Genomic DNA, 18,081 nt, shown 5'->3' on the forward strand with positions numbered 1-18,081 from the left:
TCCGCCGCTCACCCCAGGTGGTCGGCGACGTAGCGTTCGAAGGCGGCGATACCGTCTTCGACGGTAATCAGTTCCATTACATCGTCGAACTCGATCTTGGTGCCCCACTTCAGATCGGTGGCCTGCTTGGCCAGGTACTTGCGCGCTGCGTCGTCGTAGCGGTCCACGCAGTAGCGGCGGTCCGAGTACGGGCCGCTGCGGTCCGGATTGCTGGCCGCATGCAGCCCCAGTACTTTGGTGCCCATTGCGTTGGCGATGTGCATCGGGCCCGAGTCCGGGGTCATCACCAGATTGGCGCGGGCCAGCAGGGCAGGCAGCTGCTTCAACGTGTCCTTGCCAACCAGGTCCAATGCAGGCGTCTGCAGCTGCGCCTGGATCGCATCGGCCATGTGGCGCTCCAGTTCGCTGCGGCCACCGCACAGCACCACCCGCCAGCCGCGCTGGACGGCATGGTTGGCCACCGCGGCGTAGCGGTCGGCGTACCAGTTGCGGCGCACGTGGCTGGAACAGGGCGAGATCATCAGCACCGGGCGGCCATCGTCCTGCCACTGCGCGGCGGCCCACTCGAAGGCGGACGGCGGCACGGCCAGATCCCAGCTGACTTCGGTCTGGCGCAGGCCCAGCGGCTCGCAGAAGCTGCCGATGGCATCCAGCACGTGGATGCCGGGGCGATCGGGAATACGCTCGTTGATGAAGAGCCCGTGCAGGTCCTTGGAGCGGCTGCGGTCGTATCCGATGCGGCGCTCGGCCGGAATGAAGGCCGACAGCAGGTTGGCGCGGAACGCGACCTGCATCTGCAACAGCGCTTCAAAGCGCCCCGGTGGCAGGTGCCTGCGCAGTTCCTTGACCCCGGCCATGCCGCTCTTCTTGTCGTAGGCATGGAAGGTGACGCCGGGCAGCCCGTCGAGCAGCTTGTGGCCGGCTTTGTCGATGATCCAGTGGATCGGCGTGTCCGGGCGTGCGGCCTGCAGGGTGCGCACCAGGGGCACCACGTGGGTGACATCGCCAAGTGCGGACAGGCGCAGGAGGCACAAGGAGGAGGACGCTGATGCCATGTGTTGTTAGACTCAATGAAATGGTCGCATTCGACGCCAATGAAGCGCTGACGCCATGCCGCGAGGGTCGCGGCATCGGGGCCATTCTGTTCGACCGCGAGCGGCTGCGGCAAGCCGATATTGGCCTGTTCTCGCCCCAGCACTGGGGCAGCAAGGCCCGCCCGGTGGGCGAGGGCGGCCGCGGCAGCGCCTGGTTCGTCGATGCGCCGTTCGGTGCCAGCGTGCTGCGCCACTACCTGCGCGGCGGCATGGCGGCCCGGATCAGCCACGACCAGTACCTCTGGCGCGGCTCGGACCGGACCCGCAGCTTCGCCGAATTCCGCCTGATGCGCGCGCTGCGCGAGAAGAAGCTGCCAGTGCCACGGCCGATCGCCGCGTTCTACATGCGTGAAGGCCTGCGCTACCGGGCGGCGATCCTGATGGAACGGATCGAGGACGTGCGCTCGCTGGCCGACCGCGCACTGGTTGCGGGCCGGGGCGCGCCCTGGGAAGAGACCGGGCGGCTGATCGCCCGTTTCCACCGTGCCGGCCTGGACCATGCCGACCTCAACGCGCACAACATCCTGTTCGATGGCAGTGGCCATGGCTGGCTGATCGATTTCGACCGTGGGGTGATCCGCATCCCGGCCACCGGCTGGCGCGAACGCAACCTCAAGCGGTTGCTGCGTTCGCTGGTCAAGCTGCGCGGCGAGCGCAGCGTGGAAGATGTGCAGAAGGACTACGCACGGCTGCGCCGTGCCTATGACATGGCGTGGAACCGGGGCACCTGATGGACTGGTCGTTGCGTTTCCTCGGCGTCGGCAATGCGTCGGCGGTCGAGCTGGGATCGCCGATGTCGGTGATCGAGCGCGGTGGTCGCCCGTGGCTGACCATCGATTGCGGCGGTGAAGGCCTCACCGCGTTCAAGGCGCACTACGGGCACATGCCGCAGGCGCTGTTCGTCACCCATGTGCACCTGGACCATGTGGCCGGCTTCGAGCGCCTGTTCGTGGACACTTTCTTCAATGCGCACCGGCGCGGCAAGGTGCGCCTGTACGTGCCTGCCACGGTGGTGCCGCTGCTGCACAAGCGCATTGCTGACTATCCGAACGTGTTGGCCGAGGGCGGTGCGAACTTCTGGGATGCCTTCCACCTGATCGTGGTGGGCGAGGCGTTCTGGCATGAGGGGATGCGCCTGGAGGTGTTTCCGGTGCGCCATCACTGGCCGGAGACGGCCTATGGCCTGCGCCTGCAGGGCGCGCTGACCTGGAGCGGCGATACCCGGCCGATTCCGGAGATGCTGGCGCGCTACGCCAACGACAACGAGCTGATCGCCCACGACTGCGGCCTGCATGGCAACCCGTCACACACGGGCGTGGACGACCTGGAGCGTGAGTACAGCATCGAACTGCAGGCGCGGATGATGCTCTACCACTACGCCAGCGTGGCCGATGGCCAAGCGCTGGCCGTGCGCGGGCACCGCGTGGCGCAGCCGGGGCAGTGCGTGCCGCTGGCCGACCCGACCGCGCCGCACGTACTGGTGCAGGATCCGCCGTGAGCAGGACCGGCCAGCCCGCTGATACGGCGCGGGCTGCCGAACTGGAGGCGCTGGAGCGAGCGCTGCAGTAGCGATGGGCCATGCCCGGCGAGGGGCGCCAACCAGGGTTGGCAGCTGCCAGGGCCGGGTGTCGCCAGAAAAGGCGATGGCCCCGCCGGCTGACCTCGGCGCCCGCGTCGATCGATACCGTTGCTGCCTTCCGGCCCTGGCGGGGTTTTCGACCTAGCGTCGCGAGGGGCCGACGGGGCCACCATAGAGACGTTGGCCGCCCCGAGGGCGGCCAGTTCACGGATCAGGGGAAGCAGCGCGCGATGCGCCGGAGACCACAGCCGGACCGCACATCGGCTAGCCGATGGCAGGCGCTCATTCTAGCGCAGGCGGGTGCGTCGATGCCAGCTTCACGCACTGAATCGGCTGTAACCCGTTCCCGGCCACGGCGGCCGGGCGTGGCTCCCGTTGCTAGAATGCCGGCCAGGAGGAACGACCTCCCCCACATCGGGAATCAAAGACCAGGACGGCCTGGCCCTACCAAGAGGAGGGCCGTCATGGCCTGGATCTATCTATTGTTTGCCGGCCTGCTGGAAATCGTCTGGGCCGTGTCCATGAAGCAGTCCGAAGGCTTCACCCGTCTCACCCCCACCGTGGTCACCATCATCGGCATGATCGCCAGCTTCTGGCTGTTGGCGGTGGCCATGCGCAGCCTGCCGCTGGGCACCGCCTATACGATCTGGACCGGCATCGGCGCGGTCGGCGCGTTCGTGGTCGGCATCGTGTTCCTGGGGGAGCAGGTCAGCCCGATGCGGATCGGTGCAGCGGTGCTGATTGTTTCCGGCCTGGTGCTGATGAAACTCTCCAGCAGCTGAATTTATTTACTCATGGCGGGGAATGGATTCTCCGCCACATGCAGCGATATGCATTTTCGGCAAAACCATTCTGGCTGCCTCTTTTATTTGACGTGCGTCATGAAAATAACGCGCGCGATTCACATGCCGCTGGCACGGCCGGTCGCACAGTGCCGCCATTCGTCGGGCGAAATCGGGGAGTTTTCGTCCTGGTGGACACGCTGACGTACCTGTCCCGGGGTGCGATCACGTGAAGATGTGAAGATTTTCAGGAGTTAATGCCTTCAGGCCTTGTTCCCGTATCGGGAGCAGGGGTGGACCGCATTGTCTCGAAAAACCTGCCAGCTGTGCCATCCGGTCTTTTCATGGAGATTTGCCGATGAACCGCATTTACCGTCTGGTTTTCAATCGCGCCCTTGGGGTAATGCAGGTTGCTTCGGAGGTCACCCGGAATCCCGGCGGAAGCGCGGTCGGCGCAGGGCGGGTGCCGCGATTGCGGGCGCACCAGCTGGCGGCGGCACTGGCCGCCACACTGGCCAGCGGATCGGCATTCGCGGCGTGTACGGGCACCACGACCGTAAACTGCGACAGCACCACCAACATCAACAACTACTCCAACGCGACCAGCGGCCTCACGCTGAACATTGCCGCGGGTGCGTTGCTGCGTACGCCGCCGTTCGTAGGTGGAGGCAACGCAGCAACGCTGACCGGCGACAACGTGACGGTCAACAACAATGGCACGATCGATCCGAGCTCGATCGTCCTTGCCTCGCCCGGCCTGGTCATCGGCAATGGTTCTGCCAACAACAGCGCGATCGTCGTCAACAACAACGCCAGCGGACAGATCAAGGGTGTCGTCAACATCGCAACGCTGCTGGGCTTCGGTGGACAGGCGCTGGTGGCGCAGAATGTCAACGGCACCACCACCGTCAACAACGCCGGCCTGATCAGCACGTCGTTGATCGGCACAGGCAGCGTTTCCGACGCGACCACGGTGGTGGCCTACGGTGGTGCGGCAGCCAATGTGACCAACACCGGCACCATCGACGGGCGTGTTGGCCTGGGCGCTTCTGGCGGTAATACGTTCCTCAATGCGGGGGCGGTCAGTGGCAGCGTTCACCTGGGTGATTCAACCGGCGGCAACACCTTCACCGCAGTGTCGGGTTCCAGCGTTGTGACCGGTGGCGGCAGCGCTGTTGCCGGCGTGATTACCGGTGTTACCGGGGTGAAGGTTGCGGCTGCGGGATCGGTCGACGCCGGTACCGGCAGTGGTGCGGCCAACAACACGCTGGTGTTGCAGAACGTCGTCAGCGGTCCGGGGGCCGGCACCGGCGGAGCGGTGACCACACTGGGCTGGAACCAGTACCTCAACTTCCAGAGGCTCACCGTCAACAGCGGTACCTGGAACCTGCAGGGCGCATGGGGCGGATCCGGCCCGACGACGCTCAATGATGGCCTGGTCAATTTCAACAACGCCGGTTCATTCGGCACAGGGCTGTTCACGGCCAACGGCGGTGCCATCGCCTCCTCCACGGCCGGTCTGAATCTGACCAATGCGTTCAACCTCGGCGGCAATCTGTCCCTGGCCGGGACCAATGCGTTCGGCCTGAATGGCGTGCTTTCAGGCGCAGGCGGGCTGACGGTCAGCAACACCGGCATCGTTACTCTCGGCGGCGCAAACCTGTTCTCCGGTGGCGTCAACCTCAATGCCGGCGGCCTGCTGCTGGGCAATGCCGGTGCACTCGGCAGCGGCAACCTGACCGTCGGTGGCAGCGCCTCGCTGGATACGACGGCGGGCTTCACCCTGGGCAACAACCTGGTGGTCAATGGCGGGGGCTCGCTGAACCTGCTGGGCAGCAATGCGCTGACATTGAGTGGCTCGATGTCCGGTGCCGGCAACGTGACCAAGAACGGTGCCGGCACGCTGACCTTGAACGGTGCCAATTCGCTGAGCGGCAGCTTCAACCTGGCCGGGGGCGCGTTGGCGCTGGGCGCGGGCGGCAGCCTGTCGCCCACCGGTGCGATCTCGCTGGACATTGGCACCAGCCTGGATCTTTCGGCGGCGGCCAACCAGACCATCGGCTCGCTGGCCGGCCTCGGCGGTTCGGTCAACCTCGGCAGCCACACCCTGACCCTGGGCGGGCTGGGCAATACCAGCTACAGCGGCACGTTCGCCGCAGGCACCGGCGGCCTGATCAAGGTCGGCACCGGTGTGCAGACCCTGTCGGGCGTCAACAGCCTCACGGGCGGTGTTGCGCTCAACGCCGGTGGCTTGTTGCTGGGCAATGCCGCCGCGCTGGGCAGCGGTACACTCTCTGTCGGCGGCAACACCACCTTCGACGGCACCACGGCGCTGGCGCTGACCAATGCGGTCAGCCTCGGATCGGGTGCCAGCCTGAATCTGCTTGGCGGGCAGGCGCTCACCTTCAACGGGGTGATCAGTGGCGCTGGCGGCTTGATCAAGGATGGTGCATCGTCACTGACCCTCAACGGCGCCAATACGTTCGACGGTGGTCTGGCACTCAACGCGGGCAGCCTGGTGCTGGGCAACGGCGGTGCACTGGGAACCGGGGCACTGAACGTCGGCGGTGCGGTATCGCTCGACGCCAGCGCCGCGCTCACCGTGGGCAATGGCATCACGCTTGGCGCCGGTGGTTCGCTCAATGTGCTGGGCTCGAATGCGCTGACGCTGGGGGGTGTCATTGGTGGGAGCGGCAGCCTGGTCAAGAACGGCGCTGCCACGCTGACGTTGGGCGGCGCGAACACGTTCACCGGTGGGCTGGCGGTGAATGCCGGAACGGTGGCATTGGCCAGTGGTGGCAGCCTGGCGGCGACCGGCGCGGTCAGCCTGGCCGGCGCTGGCAGCGCACTGGATATCGCGCTGGGTGGCAACCAGACCATCGGTGCATTGTCCGGTGTGGCGGGCAGCACCCTGGCGCTGGGCAGCAGCACGCTCACCTTCGGTGATGCCACCAACCAGACCTTCGCCGGCGTGATCGGCGGCACCGGTGGGCTGATCAAGCAGGGTACCGGCGTGCAGACGCTGACCGGTGCCAATACCTTCAGCGGTGGGGTGAATCTTGCGGCCGGTGGCCTGGTGCTGGGCAACGCCGGTGCGCTGGGAAGCGGTGCGCTGACGGTCAGTGGCAACGGCTCGCTGGACGCCACTGCGGCGCTGAACCTGGGCAATGCGATCAACCTCGGCGCGGCCCTGACCCTGCCGGGCAGCCAGGACCTGACCCTGGGCGGCAACATCACTGGCACCGGCAGCCTGGTCAAGAATGGCGCGTCGACACTGACCTTGAACGGCACCAACACTTTCAGCGGTGGACTGAACGCAAACGCCGGCAGCCTGCTGCTGGGCAACAGCGGCGCGCTCGGTACTGGAGTACTGGGCATCGGCGGCAACGTCACGCTCGATGGCAGCGCCCCGTTGAGCCTGACCAACAATGTTGACCTGGGCGCGGGTGCGGCGCTGTCGTTGCCGGGCTCGCAGGCGATCACGCTGGGTGGCGTGGTGTCCGGTACCGGCAGGCTGGTGAAGAACGGTGCCAGCACGTTGACCCTCAACGGCGCCAACAGCTTCGGTGGTGGGCTCACCGTCAACGGCGGCGGCGTGTTCCTGGGGAACGCCGGCGCACTGGGCACCGGTGCACTGTCGGTGGGCGCCACTGCCACGCTGGACAGTTCAGCAGCGCTGAACCTCGCCAACAACGTCAACCTCGGGGCAGGCGCGGCGCTGGATCTGCTGGGCAGCCAGGACGTGTCACTGGGCGGTCTCATCAGTGGCACTGGCAGCCTGGTCAAGAATGGTACGGCCACGCTGGCGTTGAATGGACCCAACACCTTCAGCGGGGGGGTCGGCCTCAACGCGGGCCTGCTGCAGCTGGGCAATGCGCAGGCCCTGGGTACCGGCCAGCTGGACGTGGGCGGTAACGCGTCGCTGGATGCAACGTCTGCACTCACCGTAGGCAACCTCATCGGCCTGGCCGCCGGTGCGAATCTGTCCGTGCTGGGCGGCAATGACCTGACGCTCACCGGTCCGGTATTCGGTGCCGGTGGGCTGATCAAGGACGGCGCGGCCCGCCTCACCCTGTCCGGCGCCAACCTCTACACCGGTGGCACCACCATCAACGCCGGCACGCTGGCGCTGGGGGCGGGCGGCAGTCTTGCCGCGGCCGGCGCGGTGGATCTTGCGGGTGCCGGTGCGACGCTGGACATCTCCGCAGCCGGTGCGGCGCAGACCATCGGCGCGCTGAACGGCGTGGCAGGCAGCCAGCTGGTGCTGGGCGCGCAGTCGTTGACCTTTGGCGGCGCCAGCAGTGGCAGCTTTGCCGGCGTGATCGATGGTACCGGCGGTCTGATCAAGACAGGCGCGGGCGTACAGACGCTGTCCGGTGCCAATACTTTCAGTGGTGGCCTTGCACTCAACGACGGTGGCCTGATTCTCGGCAACGCCAGCGCACTCGGTACCGGTGCACTGGGCATTGGTGGCACGACCACGCTGGACAGCACCGTGGCGCTGAACCTGGCCAACGCAGTGAACTTCGGTGCCGGTACGCAGCTGACGCTGGGTGGCAGCAACGATCTCACCCTCGGTGGTGTGGTGGCCGGCAATGGCAGCCTGATCAAGAACGGTGCGGGCCTGCTGACCCTCAACAACACCAATACCTTCAGTGGCGGCCTGACCTTGAACGGCGGTGGCCTGGTGGTCGGTGCGAATGATGCGCTCGGTACCGGCGCGCTGGCGGTGAATGCCAGCACCACGCTGGACACGGGCGCGGCAGTGACACTCGGCAATGCGGTCACGCTGGGCTCGGGCGTCGTACTGACGTTGCCGGGCAGCAATGCGCTGACGCTGTCGGGCGTGGTCGGCGGCAATGGCAGCCTGGTCAAGAATGGTGCCACCACGCTGACGCTGTCCGGTGCCAACACCTACAGCGGCGGTACCACCATCAATGCCGGCACGCTGGCGCTGGGCGCGGGCGGCAGCCTTGCTGCAGCGGGTGATGTCACGTTGGGTGCAGGCGCTGGCTTTGATATTTCCGGTGCCGGCAGCAGCCAGACCATCGGCGCGCTCAACGGTGCGGGTGGCAGCACCCTGGCGCTGGGCGGCAATTCGCTCACCTTCGGTACGGCCGGCAACGCCGCGTTCGATGGCGTGATCAGTGGCGGCGGCGGTCTGATCAAGGCAGGCCCGGGCGTACAGACGCTGTCCGGTGCCAACACGTTTGGCGGCGGCGTAACGCTCAACGCGGGCGGACTGGTGCTTGGCAATGATGCAGCGTTGGGCACCGGCGCATTGACTGTTGGTGGTGCCGCCACGCTGGATACCACCGGCCTGGCAACGTTGGCCAACAACATCGCGCTCAACGCCGGGCTGACCGTGCTCGGGACCAATGCACTGACGCTCAACGGCGTCCTGTCCGGGGCCGGCAGCCTCACCAAGAATGGCAGCGCGACGCTGACCTTGAACGGCGCCAACACCTATACCGGTGGCACCAACATCAACGCCGGCACGCTGGCGCTGGGCGCCGGTGCCAGCCTGGCGGCGAGCGGTACCGTGAACCTCGCCACCGGTGCCACGCTGGACCTGTCTGCCGGCAGCGGCACGCAGCAGTTCGGCACCCTGGTCGGCAATGGTACGGTGAACCTCGGCGCCAATTCGATCGAGGTCGGTGGCGCCACCAATGGCACCTTCAGTGGCTCGATCGCAGGCACGGGTGCCCTGACCAAGGTCGGTGCGGGCATCGAGACGCTCACCGGTGCCAACACCTACACCGGCGGCACCTTCATCAATGCCGGCACGCTGGCGATTGGTCCGGGCGGCAGCCTGGCCGCGACCGGCGCGGTGACGCTGAGCGCTGCAGGCACCGGCTTCGATATCTCCACCGCAGGGGCCGGCCAGACCATCGGGTCGTTGAACGGCGTGGCCGGCTCGACGGTGAGCCTGGGGGCACAGACGCTGACACTCGGTGGCGTGGGCAACAGCCTCTTCGATGGCGCGATTTCCGGCACCGGTGGCCTGGTCAAGAATGGCGCCGGCATCCTCACGCTGGGTGGCGCCAATCTGTTCAGTGGTGGCGTTGCACTGAACGGCGGTGGCCTGGTGGTCGGCAACAACGCTGCGCTCGGCAGCGGTGCGTTGACGGTCGGAAGCAACGCGACGCTGGATGCAACGACCGGCGTCAGCCTTGCCAACAACATCGGGCTGGCAGCGGGTGCCAGCCTCGATCTGCTCGGCAGCCAGGCGCTGACACTGGGGGGCGTGATTTCCGGCACGGGCGGGCTGATCAAGGACGGTGCGTCCACCGTAACCCTGAGCGGTGCCAACACCTACACCGGGGGGACCACCATCAACAGCGGCACACTGGCAATCGGTGCCGGTGGCAGCCTCGCCGCAACCGGCGCGGTGAACCTGGCCGGTGCGGGCACGCTCGACATCTCCGCGGGTAACCAGGCCATCGGTTCGCTGGCCGGCGTGGCGGGCAGCACGGTGGCGCTGGGTGGCAGCACGCTGACCCTAGGCGGCACCGTGGACAGCACCTTCAGCGGTGTGATCGGCGGCAGTGGCGGCCTGATCAAGAACGGTGCGGGCGTGCAGACGCTCAATGGTGCCAACACCTTCAGCGGTGGCGTGGCGCTCAACGCCGGTGGCCTGGTGGTCGGCAACAATGCTGCGCTGGGCACCGGTACGGTGACGGTCGGAGGCGCTGCGACGCTCGATTCGAACACTGCGGTCATCCTCGGCAACAACTTCATCCTCAACAACGCGTTGACCGTCCTGGGCAGCAACAACCTCACCCTCAACGGCAACCTGAGTGGTACCGGCAGCCTGACCAAGGAGGGTGCCGCGACGCTGACCTTGAACGGCACCAACACCTACACCGGCGGCACCAACATCAACGCTGGTACGCTGGCACTGGGTGCGGGCGCGAGCCTGCACGCCAGTGGCATCGTCAACCTGGCCTCGGGGGCGACCTTCGATCTGTCGGCAGGCAGCGGCACGCAGCAGTTCGGCACCCTGATCGGCAACGGCACGGTGAATCTGGGCGCCAACACGCTGACGATCGGAGACGCCACCAATGGCACGTTCAGTGGCTCGGTGGCCGGCTCCGGTGGGCTGATCAAGGAAGGCTCCGGTACCCAGACGTTGACCGGCACCAACACCTTCACCGGTGGCACCACCATCAATGCCGGCACGCTGGCGATCGGCGCCGGTGGCAGCCTCGCTGCGACGGGTGCGGTGAACCTGGCCAACGCCGGTACCACCTTCGACATCAGTGCGGGGGGCGCGCAGGCGATCGGTTCGCTGGCAGGCGTGGCAGGCTCTTCAGTGGCGTTGGGTGGCAGCACGCTGACCCTCAATGGCGTGGGCAATACCACTTTCGCCGGCACCATCGGAGGTGCAGGGGGGCTGGTAAAGAACGGCGCAGGCATCCAGGGCTTGACTGGCGTCAACGTCTTCACGGGCGGCGTGACCCTCAATGCCGGTGGCCTGCTACTGGGCAACGACGGTTCGCTGGGAACCGGTGCGCTGACCGTAGGCGGCAACGCCAGCCTGGATGGCACCAGCGTGCTGACGCTGGCCAACACCGTGCAGCTGGCCAGCGGCACGCTGACTCTGGGCGGCAGCAACGCACTGACCTTGAACGGCCCGATCAGCGGCGCTGGCGGCCTGCTGAAGGATGGCGCGGCGACGGTCACCCTCGGCGGTGCGAGTACCTATACCGGTGCCACCACCATCAACAGTGGCACGCTGGCGGTGGCGGCCGGTAGCAGCCTGTCCGGTGCCAGCACGGTCAACCTGGCCGGTGCCGGTACGCTGGATATCAGTGCCGGTGGCAGCCAGAGCATCGGAGGCCTCGCTGGCGTGACCGGTTCCAGCGTGGTGCTGGGCGGTGCAACCCTGACTACCGGCGGCAACAACGCCAGCACCACGTTCGCCGGCGTGCTCAGTGGCACCGGCGGCCTGGTGCAGAGCGGTACCGGCACGCTGACCCTGAGCGGCGACAACACCTATACCGGAGGCACCACCATCAACGGTGGCAGTACGCTGCAGATCGGCAACGGCGGCAGCACCGGTTCGGTGCTGGGCGACATCACCAACAACGGCAGCCTGGTCTACAACCTCGGCACCACGGCAACCGTGGGCGGTGTAGTCGGCGGCAGTGGCAGCCTGACCCAGGCCGGCAGCGGCACGCTGGTGCTGACCGGCAACAACACCTACACCGGCGGTACCACCATCAATGCCGGTGGCACATTGCAGATCGGCAACGGCGGTGCGGCCGGCGCGATCGTCGGCGATATCACCAACAACGGCGCGCTGGTATCCAACTTGGCCGGCAACACCACGCTCGGTGGCACCATCAGCGGCAGTGGCGGCCTGACCCAGGCCGGCAGCGGCACGCTGACCCTGACCGGCAACAACACCTATACCGGCGGCACCACCATCAATGCCGGTGGCACGTTGCAGGTGGGCAATGGCGGTGCGACCGGCGCGATCACCGGCAACGTTGCCAACAACGGCAGCCTGGTGTTCGACGTTGCGGGCAACACCACGGTCGGCGGTGCGATCAGCGGCAGTGGTGGCCTGACCCAGGCCGGTAGCGGTGTGCTGACCCTGGTGGGCAACAATACCTACACCGGCGGGACCACCATCAATACCGGCGGCACGCTGCAGGTGGGCAACGGCGGCGCGACCGGCGCCATCGCTGGCGACATCACCAACAATGGCGCGTTGATTTCCAACGTGGCCGGCAACACCGCGCTGGGCGGCACCATCAGTGGCAGCGGCGGCCTGACCCAGGCGGGCAGCGGTACGCTGCTGCTGACCGGGACCAACACCTATACCGGCGGCACGACCATCAACGCCGGCAGTACGCTGCAGCTGGGCAATGGCGGGGCAACGGGCTCAATCGTCGGTGATGTCACCAACGACGGCACGCTGGTGTCCAGCGTGGCGGGCAATACCACGCTGGGCGGCACCATCAGCGGCAGTGGCGGCCTCACCCAGGCCGGCAGCGGCACGCTGACCCTGACCGGCAACAACACCTATACCGGCCCGACCACCATCAACACCGGTGGCACGCTGCAGGTAGGCAATGGCGGTGCGACCGGCGCCATCGGCGGCAGCGTCGTCAACAACGGCAGCCTGGTGTTCAACGTGGGCGGTACCACCACCGTCGGCGGCGCCATCAGCGGTAGCGGTGGCCTGACCCAGGCCGGCACCGGTACCGTGATCCTGGCCGGCAACAACACCTATACCGGCGGCACCGCCATCAACACCGGCGGCACGCTGCAGGTCGGCAATGGGGGCGCCAGTGGTGCGATCACCGGTAATGTCAGCAACAACGGCAGCCTGGTGTTCAACGTCGGCGGCAACACCACGGTGGGCGGCACCATCAGCGGCAGTGGCGGCCTGACCCAGGCCGGTACCGGCACCGTGACCCTGACCGGCAACAACACCTATACCGGCGGCACCACCATCAATGCCGGCGGCACCGTGCAGGTCGGCAATGGTGGGGCCAGTGGCTCGATCACCGGCAACATCACCAACAACGGCGGCCTGGTCATCAACACCGGTGGCACCACCACGCTTGGCGGCAACATCACCGGCGGCGGCAGCATCGTGCAGGCCGGCCCGGGCACGCTGAATCTGGGCGGCAACAGTGGTGGCTTCAGCGGCACCGGCCAGGTCACCGGCGGCGGCCTGAATGTCACCGGCAACATCGGCGGACAGTGGACCATCGGCAGTGGTACGACCCTGTCCGGCACCGGCACCATCGGTGGTACCGGCGGTGGCGTGACGGTGTCCAGCGGCGGCGTGCTGTCGCCGGGCAATGGCGCGGGCAATGGCAGTGGTGCAGGCAATGGCACCGGCACGATCACGGTGGGCGGCAATCTGAACCTGTCACCGGGCAGCACGCTGGGCATCGACCTGGGCGCCACCGGCAGCGACACGGTGCAGGTGGGCGGCAGCGCGAATGTGGGCGGCAGCACCGTGCGGGTGAATACCATTTCGCCGAGCACCAGCTACCAGCAGGGCCAGCAGTACACGGTGGTCAATGCGGGCGGTGGCGTGAGTGGGCAGTTCGCCTCGGCAACCTCGCCGTCGGCCTTCCTGACCATCACCCCGGTCTACACCGCCAACACGGCCAACCTGCAGATCGACGTGGCACAGACCGCAGCGTTCACCACCGTGGCCAACACGCGCAACCAGTACAACACCGCCGCGGCGCTGGACAGCCTGCCGCAGAGTGGCGCGGCCCTGGGCCTGTACAACACGGTGCTGATGTATGACGCCGGCACTGCGCGCAGCGCATTCGAACAGCTCTCCGGTGAAGTGCACGCGGCCAGCCGCGCGGTGCTGCTGTACGACAACTACCTGGAAGAAGGCATCCGCCAGCGACTCGGCAGCGAGTTGCCGACCGTGCGTGGCGAGCGCGCTTCGGCCTGGCTGGCCGGCAGTGGCAAGGTGTTCAAGCAGGATGGCGACGGCAATGGCGATGAGATCCGCGCCAATCGCAATGCGCTGATGGCCGGTGTCGACTGGCAGCTGGGCGAGCATGTGGTGCTGGGTGCAGCGGCCGGCAACGAACGGCTGGATACGCGGCTGTATGATCGCAGCTCGCGGGCCCGCCTGCGTGGCAACACGTTCGGCCTGTATGCACAGGGACAGTGGAACAACGGCTTTGCGGTGGGTGGCAGCGTGTCGCGCGGTGACTACCGCACGCGCGCCACGCGTGAAGTGCCGTTGTTGGGCCAGACCCTGTACAGCCGCCAGGATTCCGATGTGACCATCGCCCAGGTGGAAGGCAGCTGGACATGGACCCACGGCAGGACCCAGCTGCAGCCCTATGTGCAGTTCACCAAGCACTGGGTCGACAGCGATCGTGCGGTGGAGCAGGGCGGCAGCGCGGCACTGGTGCTGGAAGGCGGCAAGGACACGCTCAATGTCAGCACCGTGGGCGTGCGTGGGCGCTGGGACGTGGGCAGCGGCGAGCGCTTCCCGGCGCAGCTGACGGTCGGCCTGGGTTGGCAGCATGCGTCGGGGGATACCGATGTGGCCAGCCGCAACCGCTTTGCGGTCGGTGGCGATGCATTCGATGTCTACAGCGCGGTGATGGCACGCAATGCCCTGGTCAGCCAGGTGGGCGTGGCGGTCGGCCTCGGCCGCAACAGCCAGCTGTCGATGTTCGTACAGGGCCAGCATGGCGATGGCCGCCGCGATGTGGGTGGGCAGATCAACCTGCGCGTCGGGTTCTGAGCAGGGGATGCCTGCGGTAGATCCACGCCCTTCGTGGATGGCACCGGGGCGGGAGCGCTAGAGCTCCCGCTCCATCTCAACGGCGTCGATCCCGGCGCCATGCCCATCGGGCACGATGCGCGTCACCTGGAAACCCAGGCCGGCATAGAAGCCCTGGGTGTGCTGGCTGGTGCTGAGCGCGATGCGGTCGATCGACGGATCGCTTTCAGCCTGGTGCAGGCGCGCGAGTGCCAGTTCGCGGCCCAGTCCCTGGCGGTGCAGCGCGCGCTGCACCATGCCCCAGCAGAAGCCGGCGCTGCCGTCGCTACGGCGCGAGAGGCCGCCACAGGCGACGACGTTTCCATCGCGCTCGATCACCTGGAATGCACAGTCCGTGGCCTGTTCGCGCAGGAAGCATTCAAAGTCGCTGCGCTCTTCGGGCGCGAAGTAGGTGGGTACGTTGCTGTCGAAAATCGACAGGCAGGCGCTGGCATCGGCGGGGCGGTAGAGGCGGAGATTCATGGGAAATGCCATGGAGTTGCCCGGCTGCATTTCAACCGTCCAGACGTTGGGAGGGGGCGAAACGTTCAAGGGTACATGGAGCGATGCCAATCCCTTTACAGGTGACGTCTCCCCACTCGAATGAGCGTGCGAAATGCAGGCGCCTGTACCAGGCGGGTGCGTCGGTGGCGGGCAATGGCGAGGCGCATCCGGTGGCGATGGCGTGCAGTGGGGCGCAGTGGCTTCTGGGCTATGCTTTCCACACGTGGGACTGACCGCGCGGCAGGATCCGCCGGCCGCATTCGTCTTCCCGCCTGCAACGGAGCTGCCCAGCGATGCCCGACCCTTCTTTTTTCCGGACTGCCCAGCTCATGCGCGGTCTGCTGTTTGGCGTGGTGGGTCTGTTGATCCTTGCTGTGGCCGCCTTCGAGGTGACACATCGTCTTGAGTTCCTGGCGGTCGCGCAGGCCGTTGATGGCCAGGTCGAGGGCCTGAACGCCGGCGGATCGCATCCGCAGGTCGCGTTCACCACCGCGACCGGCCAACGCGTCTCGTATCCGCAGGGCGGCATGATCTTCGGCTATGAGACTGGGCAGCCGGTACGCGTGCTGTACGACCCGGCGCAACCGCGGCTGGATCCGGTCCTGGACACGTTCGGTGCGCTGTGGGGAATGGCGGTCGTGTGGGTGCTGCTGGGGCTGGCGTTCGTCGGCGCCTGCGTGCGGGGACTGCTCCGGCGCAGATGACCTGCGGCGGATCGCGCGCCGTCGGCGGGCGGGCCGTTGGACCGGCCACGACGGCAGGCCCTGTTCAGTCCGGTAGTACCTGCGACGATTCCCGCCAGCCAAACAAAAAAGCCGCCCACTGGGCGGCTTCTTCATTTATCTGGCGGAGAGAGGGGGATCGGATCAACTCCAACCTAACCCCTTGACCCTAAAGCAGATCGCAAACCGGACATGTGTCCTGTGTTGTGTCCCACGATTGTAGATCAGGTAGTCCAGTTGATGCTTTGATTTGAGTAGTTCTTTGCGGTCTTTAACGCTTAGATCACCAACCAGCACTGCTCTTCCAGTTCAGTGGAAATCCAAGCTCAGCAAGCGCAACGCTGGGATACTGGGCAAACAGGTGCTCGATGTCGGGTTTCCAAGTATTCGGCAGGCCTGTTTGATTCAGCAGGTAGCTGACCACCGTAGCGATCGCAAAGAAGGACTTCTGGTCACTGAACTTGATGTTCATTGCCTTGTAGTTTGCTGGTGCTACTTGGATTTTTGTCCTGAGCAACTGGCCGTGATGTGCTGCGATATTTCGGGCGACGGTCAGGGCGTGAATCCAGGATTCAAAAACCTCTGACTTATCGACGCCAAACTTTTTCGCAATCCCCTTCTTATCCACTGGGTCACGTAGGATTGCGTAAGTCCTTGACCAAAGTCCAAATGTCACACATTCGCTCACGGACCAGCTTGGGGGCAAATATGGTTCATCGTGCTTGTCGAAGTAGTGCTTAACAAAGCGCTTCTCGTGTGAGCGATGGACCTCATCTTCGATCTTCTTAATCAGTTGCCCCATGCCCCAAGATCGATTGGGCTTGAAGACTCCTGGAGTAAGAAACCAATGTGGTGAATGCTTAAGGCTCAAATAGTTCGCCATCACGGTTCGGATGGCCACCTCAAGCCGATCGATAGCTGAGATGGTTAGCGTCCTTAAGCTACGATCAAACTCATACCGGACCGCAATGTCTTCAAAGCGTAGGCCCGGAGGAAATTTTTTAGTGGTCGGGTCCACAAAGTGGAACCAGTAGCCCTTGAGTCGATATCCCCCAACGCAGGTGAGATATGCGAGGGCGGTTTGTTCGTAAGCCGTGGTGCAATCAAGACCTGCGAGCCTCAGCTTCGCCAATAGTTGTTCTGGAGTGGCTGCGGTCTTACTGAAGGTTGTCTTGTTCACCGGCAAATTCCGGGCAAAATAAAACCCGCCTTTTGCACGTCTGCTTTCGCAGAACCTTGGCCGAGACCAAGACGTGTGGCGGGTGCGTTGAGATAAGGCTAGCAAAGCGCGGTGGACTAGTCAACAGGTGCGTTGTCTTTCGGCTCGATAGAATCTTAAGTTGTTGATATTTAATTGAAATGTCGAGCTTGGCTGCTGCTCAGGTCACCGACCTCGGCCGATGACGCCTAGAGGACGCAGGATACATCAGGGGCTGAGTTGCGCGTAGAGCACGAACAGCAGCATCGGCAGCCCGCTCAGGACAGCGAAGGCTCCAGCAGCGCCCATCAAGGTCAGGACGGTCATGGCCCACCACTGCCACCAGGCGAACCCCTTATCCCTGGCCTGAGCCACTCGAGCTTCGGCCGGGTAGAGGCGTCCTACCTTACGTGTTCCTCGCCGGGCCATAAGCGGCCCGACAAGGAACCCAAAAGGTCCCAGGAAGAGCAGGGTCATGGAGTACCACCAGAAGAACCGCTCCCTGGGGGTCATCAACTTGCGGCGGGCAGGGGGCGACTGGTCAACAAGAGGGGGAGGGACGCTCATTTGGCGTAGGCCTTCCAGCTCCCTGACTCCTTCGCATACCTGAGGTTCTTGCTGACCGGAATGGGCACTTGGCGGCCACCGATATCGATGGAAACTTTCCCCTTTGTGTCGCAGCGGTAGCCCTCCATGTCTTGGGCCTCGACGCATCCGGTCAGTTCGAAGTCGCGGATGTCGCCAACCCGTCCAGCCCCGCTTTCCTCCAGAAGAGTCGCGAGTGCCCTTTCGGCATCGTTAGTAGACGGCGGGCCACCGCAAGCAGAGAGGGTCAGTGCAATGGCCAAGCCGGCCAGGGTGGGCCAGGTTGCTTTCATCGTTCGTTCCTTGATTGGTCTAGTTGCGGCGGCAGGCATCTGCCGCCCAGGTAGGTGG

At 65.7% G+C, this 18,081-nt stretch carries 10 protein-coding genes and 1 other RNA gene; 5 read left to right on the forward strand and 6 right to left on the reverse strand.

Annotated features, from left to right (window positions below):
• Window positions 1-8: 8 nt before the first annotated feature.
• Complete coding sequence (locus ACEPA4_RS04480; protein ID WP_005415483.1) at window positions 9-1,055, reverse strand: glycosyltransferase family 9 protein; 1,047 nt, start codon at window positions 1,053-1,055, stop codon at window positions 9-11.
• Window positions 1,056-1,075: 20 nt separating this feature from the next.
• On the opposite strand from ACEPA4_RS04480, the gene ACEPA4_RS04485 reads away from it, so the two are divergent.
• Window positions 1,076-1,825 carry a 3-deoxy-D-manno-octulosonic acid kinase gene (locus ACEPA4_RS04485; protein ID WP_005415484.1) on the forward strand — a complete coding sequence of 250 codons (750 nt, stop codon included), beginning with the start codon at window positions 1,076-1,078 and terminating at the stop codon, window positions 1,823-1,825.
• Window positions 1,825-2,592 (forward strand): MBL fold metallo-hydrolase, encoded by a 768-nt coding sequence (locus ACEPA4_RS04490; RefSeq protein ID WP_005415485.1) that lies wholly within the window; start codon window positions 1,825-1,827, stop codon window positions 2,590-2,592. The genes ACEPA4_RS04485 and ACEPA4_RS04490 overlap by 1 nt, the downstream gene beginning before the upstream one ends.
• Before the next feature lie 148 nt (window positions 2,593-2,740).
• Here the strand turns inward: ACEPA4_RS04490 and ffs are convergent.
• An RNA gene (ffs, locus tag ACEPA4_RS04495) (signal recognition particle sRNA small type) lies at window positions 2,741-2,837 on the reverse strand.
• Between the two features lie 300 nt (window positions 2,838-3,137).
• Here ffs and sugE point away from each other — a divergent pair.
• The gene (gene sugE / locus ACEPA4_RS04500; protein ID WP_005415486.1) at window positions 3,138-3,455 is read left to right on the forward strand and encodes a quaternary ammonium compound efflux SMR transporter SugE; all 318 of its coding nucleotides are present in this window, start codon (window positions 3,138-3,140) and stop codon (window positions 3,453-3,455) included.
• Window positions 3,456-3,813: 358 nt separating this feature from the next.
• A complete protein-coding gene (locus ACEPA4_RS04505; RefSeq protein ID WP_262090321.1) occupies window positions 3,814-14,703 on the forward strand; it encodes an autotransporter-associated beta strand repeat-containing protein in 10,890 nt (3,629 codons plus the stop codon).
• Window positions 14,704-14,760: 57 nt separating this feature from the next.
• On the opposite strand, the gene ACEPA4_RS04510 is transcribed toward ACEPA4_RS04505, so the two are convergent.
• On the reverse strand, window positions 14,761-15,204 hold the full coding sequence (locus ACEPA4_RS04510) for a GNAT family N-acetyltransferase (RefSeq protein WP_005415487.1): 444 nt from the start codon (window positions 15,202-15,204) through the stop codon (window positions 14,761-14,763).
• A gap of 350 nt (window positions 15,205-15,554) precedes the next feature.
• On the opposite strand from ACEPA4_RS04510, the gene ACEPA4_RS04515 reads away from it, so the two are divergent.
• A complete protein-coding gene (locus ACEPA4_RS04515; protein ID WP_262090324.1) occupies window positions 15,555-15,929 on the forward strand; it encodes a DUF3592 domain-containing protein in 375 nt (124 codons plus the stop codon).
• A 301-nt stretch (window positions 15,930-16,230) separates the two neighbouring features.
• Here the strand turns inward: ACEPA4_RS04515 and ACEPA4_RS04520 are convergent, their stop codons facing one another.
• From ACEPA4_RS04520 to ACEPA4_RS04530, 3 genes are all read right to left on the reverse strand, one after another.
• Window positions 16,231-17,127 carry an Abi family protein gene (locus tag ACEPA4_RS04520; RefSeq protein WP_074900350.1) on the reverse strand — a complete coding sequence of 299 codons (897 nt, stop codon included), beginning with the start codon at window positions 17,125-17,127 and terminating at the stop codon, window positions 16,231-16,233.
• A 246-nt stretch (window positions 17,128-17,373) separates the two neighbouring features.
• Entirely contained in the window at window positions 17,374-17,712 is a 339-nt protein-coding gene (locus ACEPA4_RS04525) for a hypothetical protein (protein WP_262090325.1), read from the reverse strand.
• The gene (locus tag ACEPA4_RS04530; RefSeq protein ID WP_262090326.1) at window positions 17,709-18,023 is read right to left on the reverse strand and encodes a hypothetical protein; all 315 of its coding nucleotides are present in this window, start codon (window positions 18,021-18,023) and stop codon (window positions 17,709-17,711) included. The genes ACEPA4_RS04525 and ACEPA4_RS04530 overlap by 4 nt, the downstream gene beginning before the upstream one ends.
• Between the last annotated feature and the right edge of the window lie 58 nt (window positions 18,024-18,081).

It is taken from the genome of Stenotrophomonas sp. P2112, assembly GCF_041897515.1.
Taxonomy (GTDB): domain Bacteria; phylum Pseudomonadota; class Gammaproteobacteria; order Xanthomonadales; family Xanthomonadaceae; genus Stenotrophomonas; species Stenotrophomonas sepilia.

What these genes read in the sequence shown, in the direction of transcription:
- ACEPA4_RS04480 (WP_005415483.1), bottom strand. Translation starts at nt 1,055, where the DNA reads ATGGCATCAGCGTCCTCCTCCTTGTGCCTCCTGCGCCTGTCCGCACTT.
- ACEPA4_RS04485 (WP_005415484.1), top strand. Translation starts at nt 1,076, where the DNA reads ATGGTCGCATTCGACGCCAATGAAGCGCTGACGCCATGCCGCGAGGGT.
- ACEPA4_RS04490 (WP_005415485.1), top strand. Translation starts at nt 1,825, where the DNA reads ATGGACTGGTCGTTGCGTTTCCTCGGCGTCGGCAATGCGTCGGCGGTC.
- sugE (WP_005415486.1), top strand. Translation starts at nt 3,138, where the DNA reads ATGGCCTGGATCTATCTATTGTTTGCCGGCCTGCTGGAAATCGTCTGG.
- ACEPA4_RS04505 (WP_262090321.1), top strand. Translation starts at nt 3,814, where the DNA reads ATGAACCGCATTTACCGTCTGGTTTTCAATCGCGCCCTTGGGGTAATG.
- ACEPA4_RS04510 (WP_005415487.1), bottom strand. Translation starts at nt 15,204, where the DNA reads ATGAATCTCCGCCTCTACCGCCCCGCCGATGCCAGCGCCTGCCTGTCG.
- ACEPA4_RS04515 (WP_262090324.1), top strand. Translation starts at nt 15,555, where the DNA reads ATGCGCGGTCTGCTGTTTGGCGTGGTGGGTCTGTTGATCCTTGCTGTG.
- ACEPA4_RS04525 (WP_262090325.1), bottom strand. Translation starts at nt 17,712, where the DNA reads ATGAGCGTCCCTCCCCCTCTTGTTGACCAGTCGCCCCCTGCCCGCCGC.
- ACEPA4_RS04530 (WP_262090326.1), bottom strand. Translation starts at nt 18,023, where the DNA reads ATGAAAGCAACCTGGCCCACCCTGGCCGGCTTGGCCATTGCACTGACC.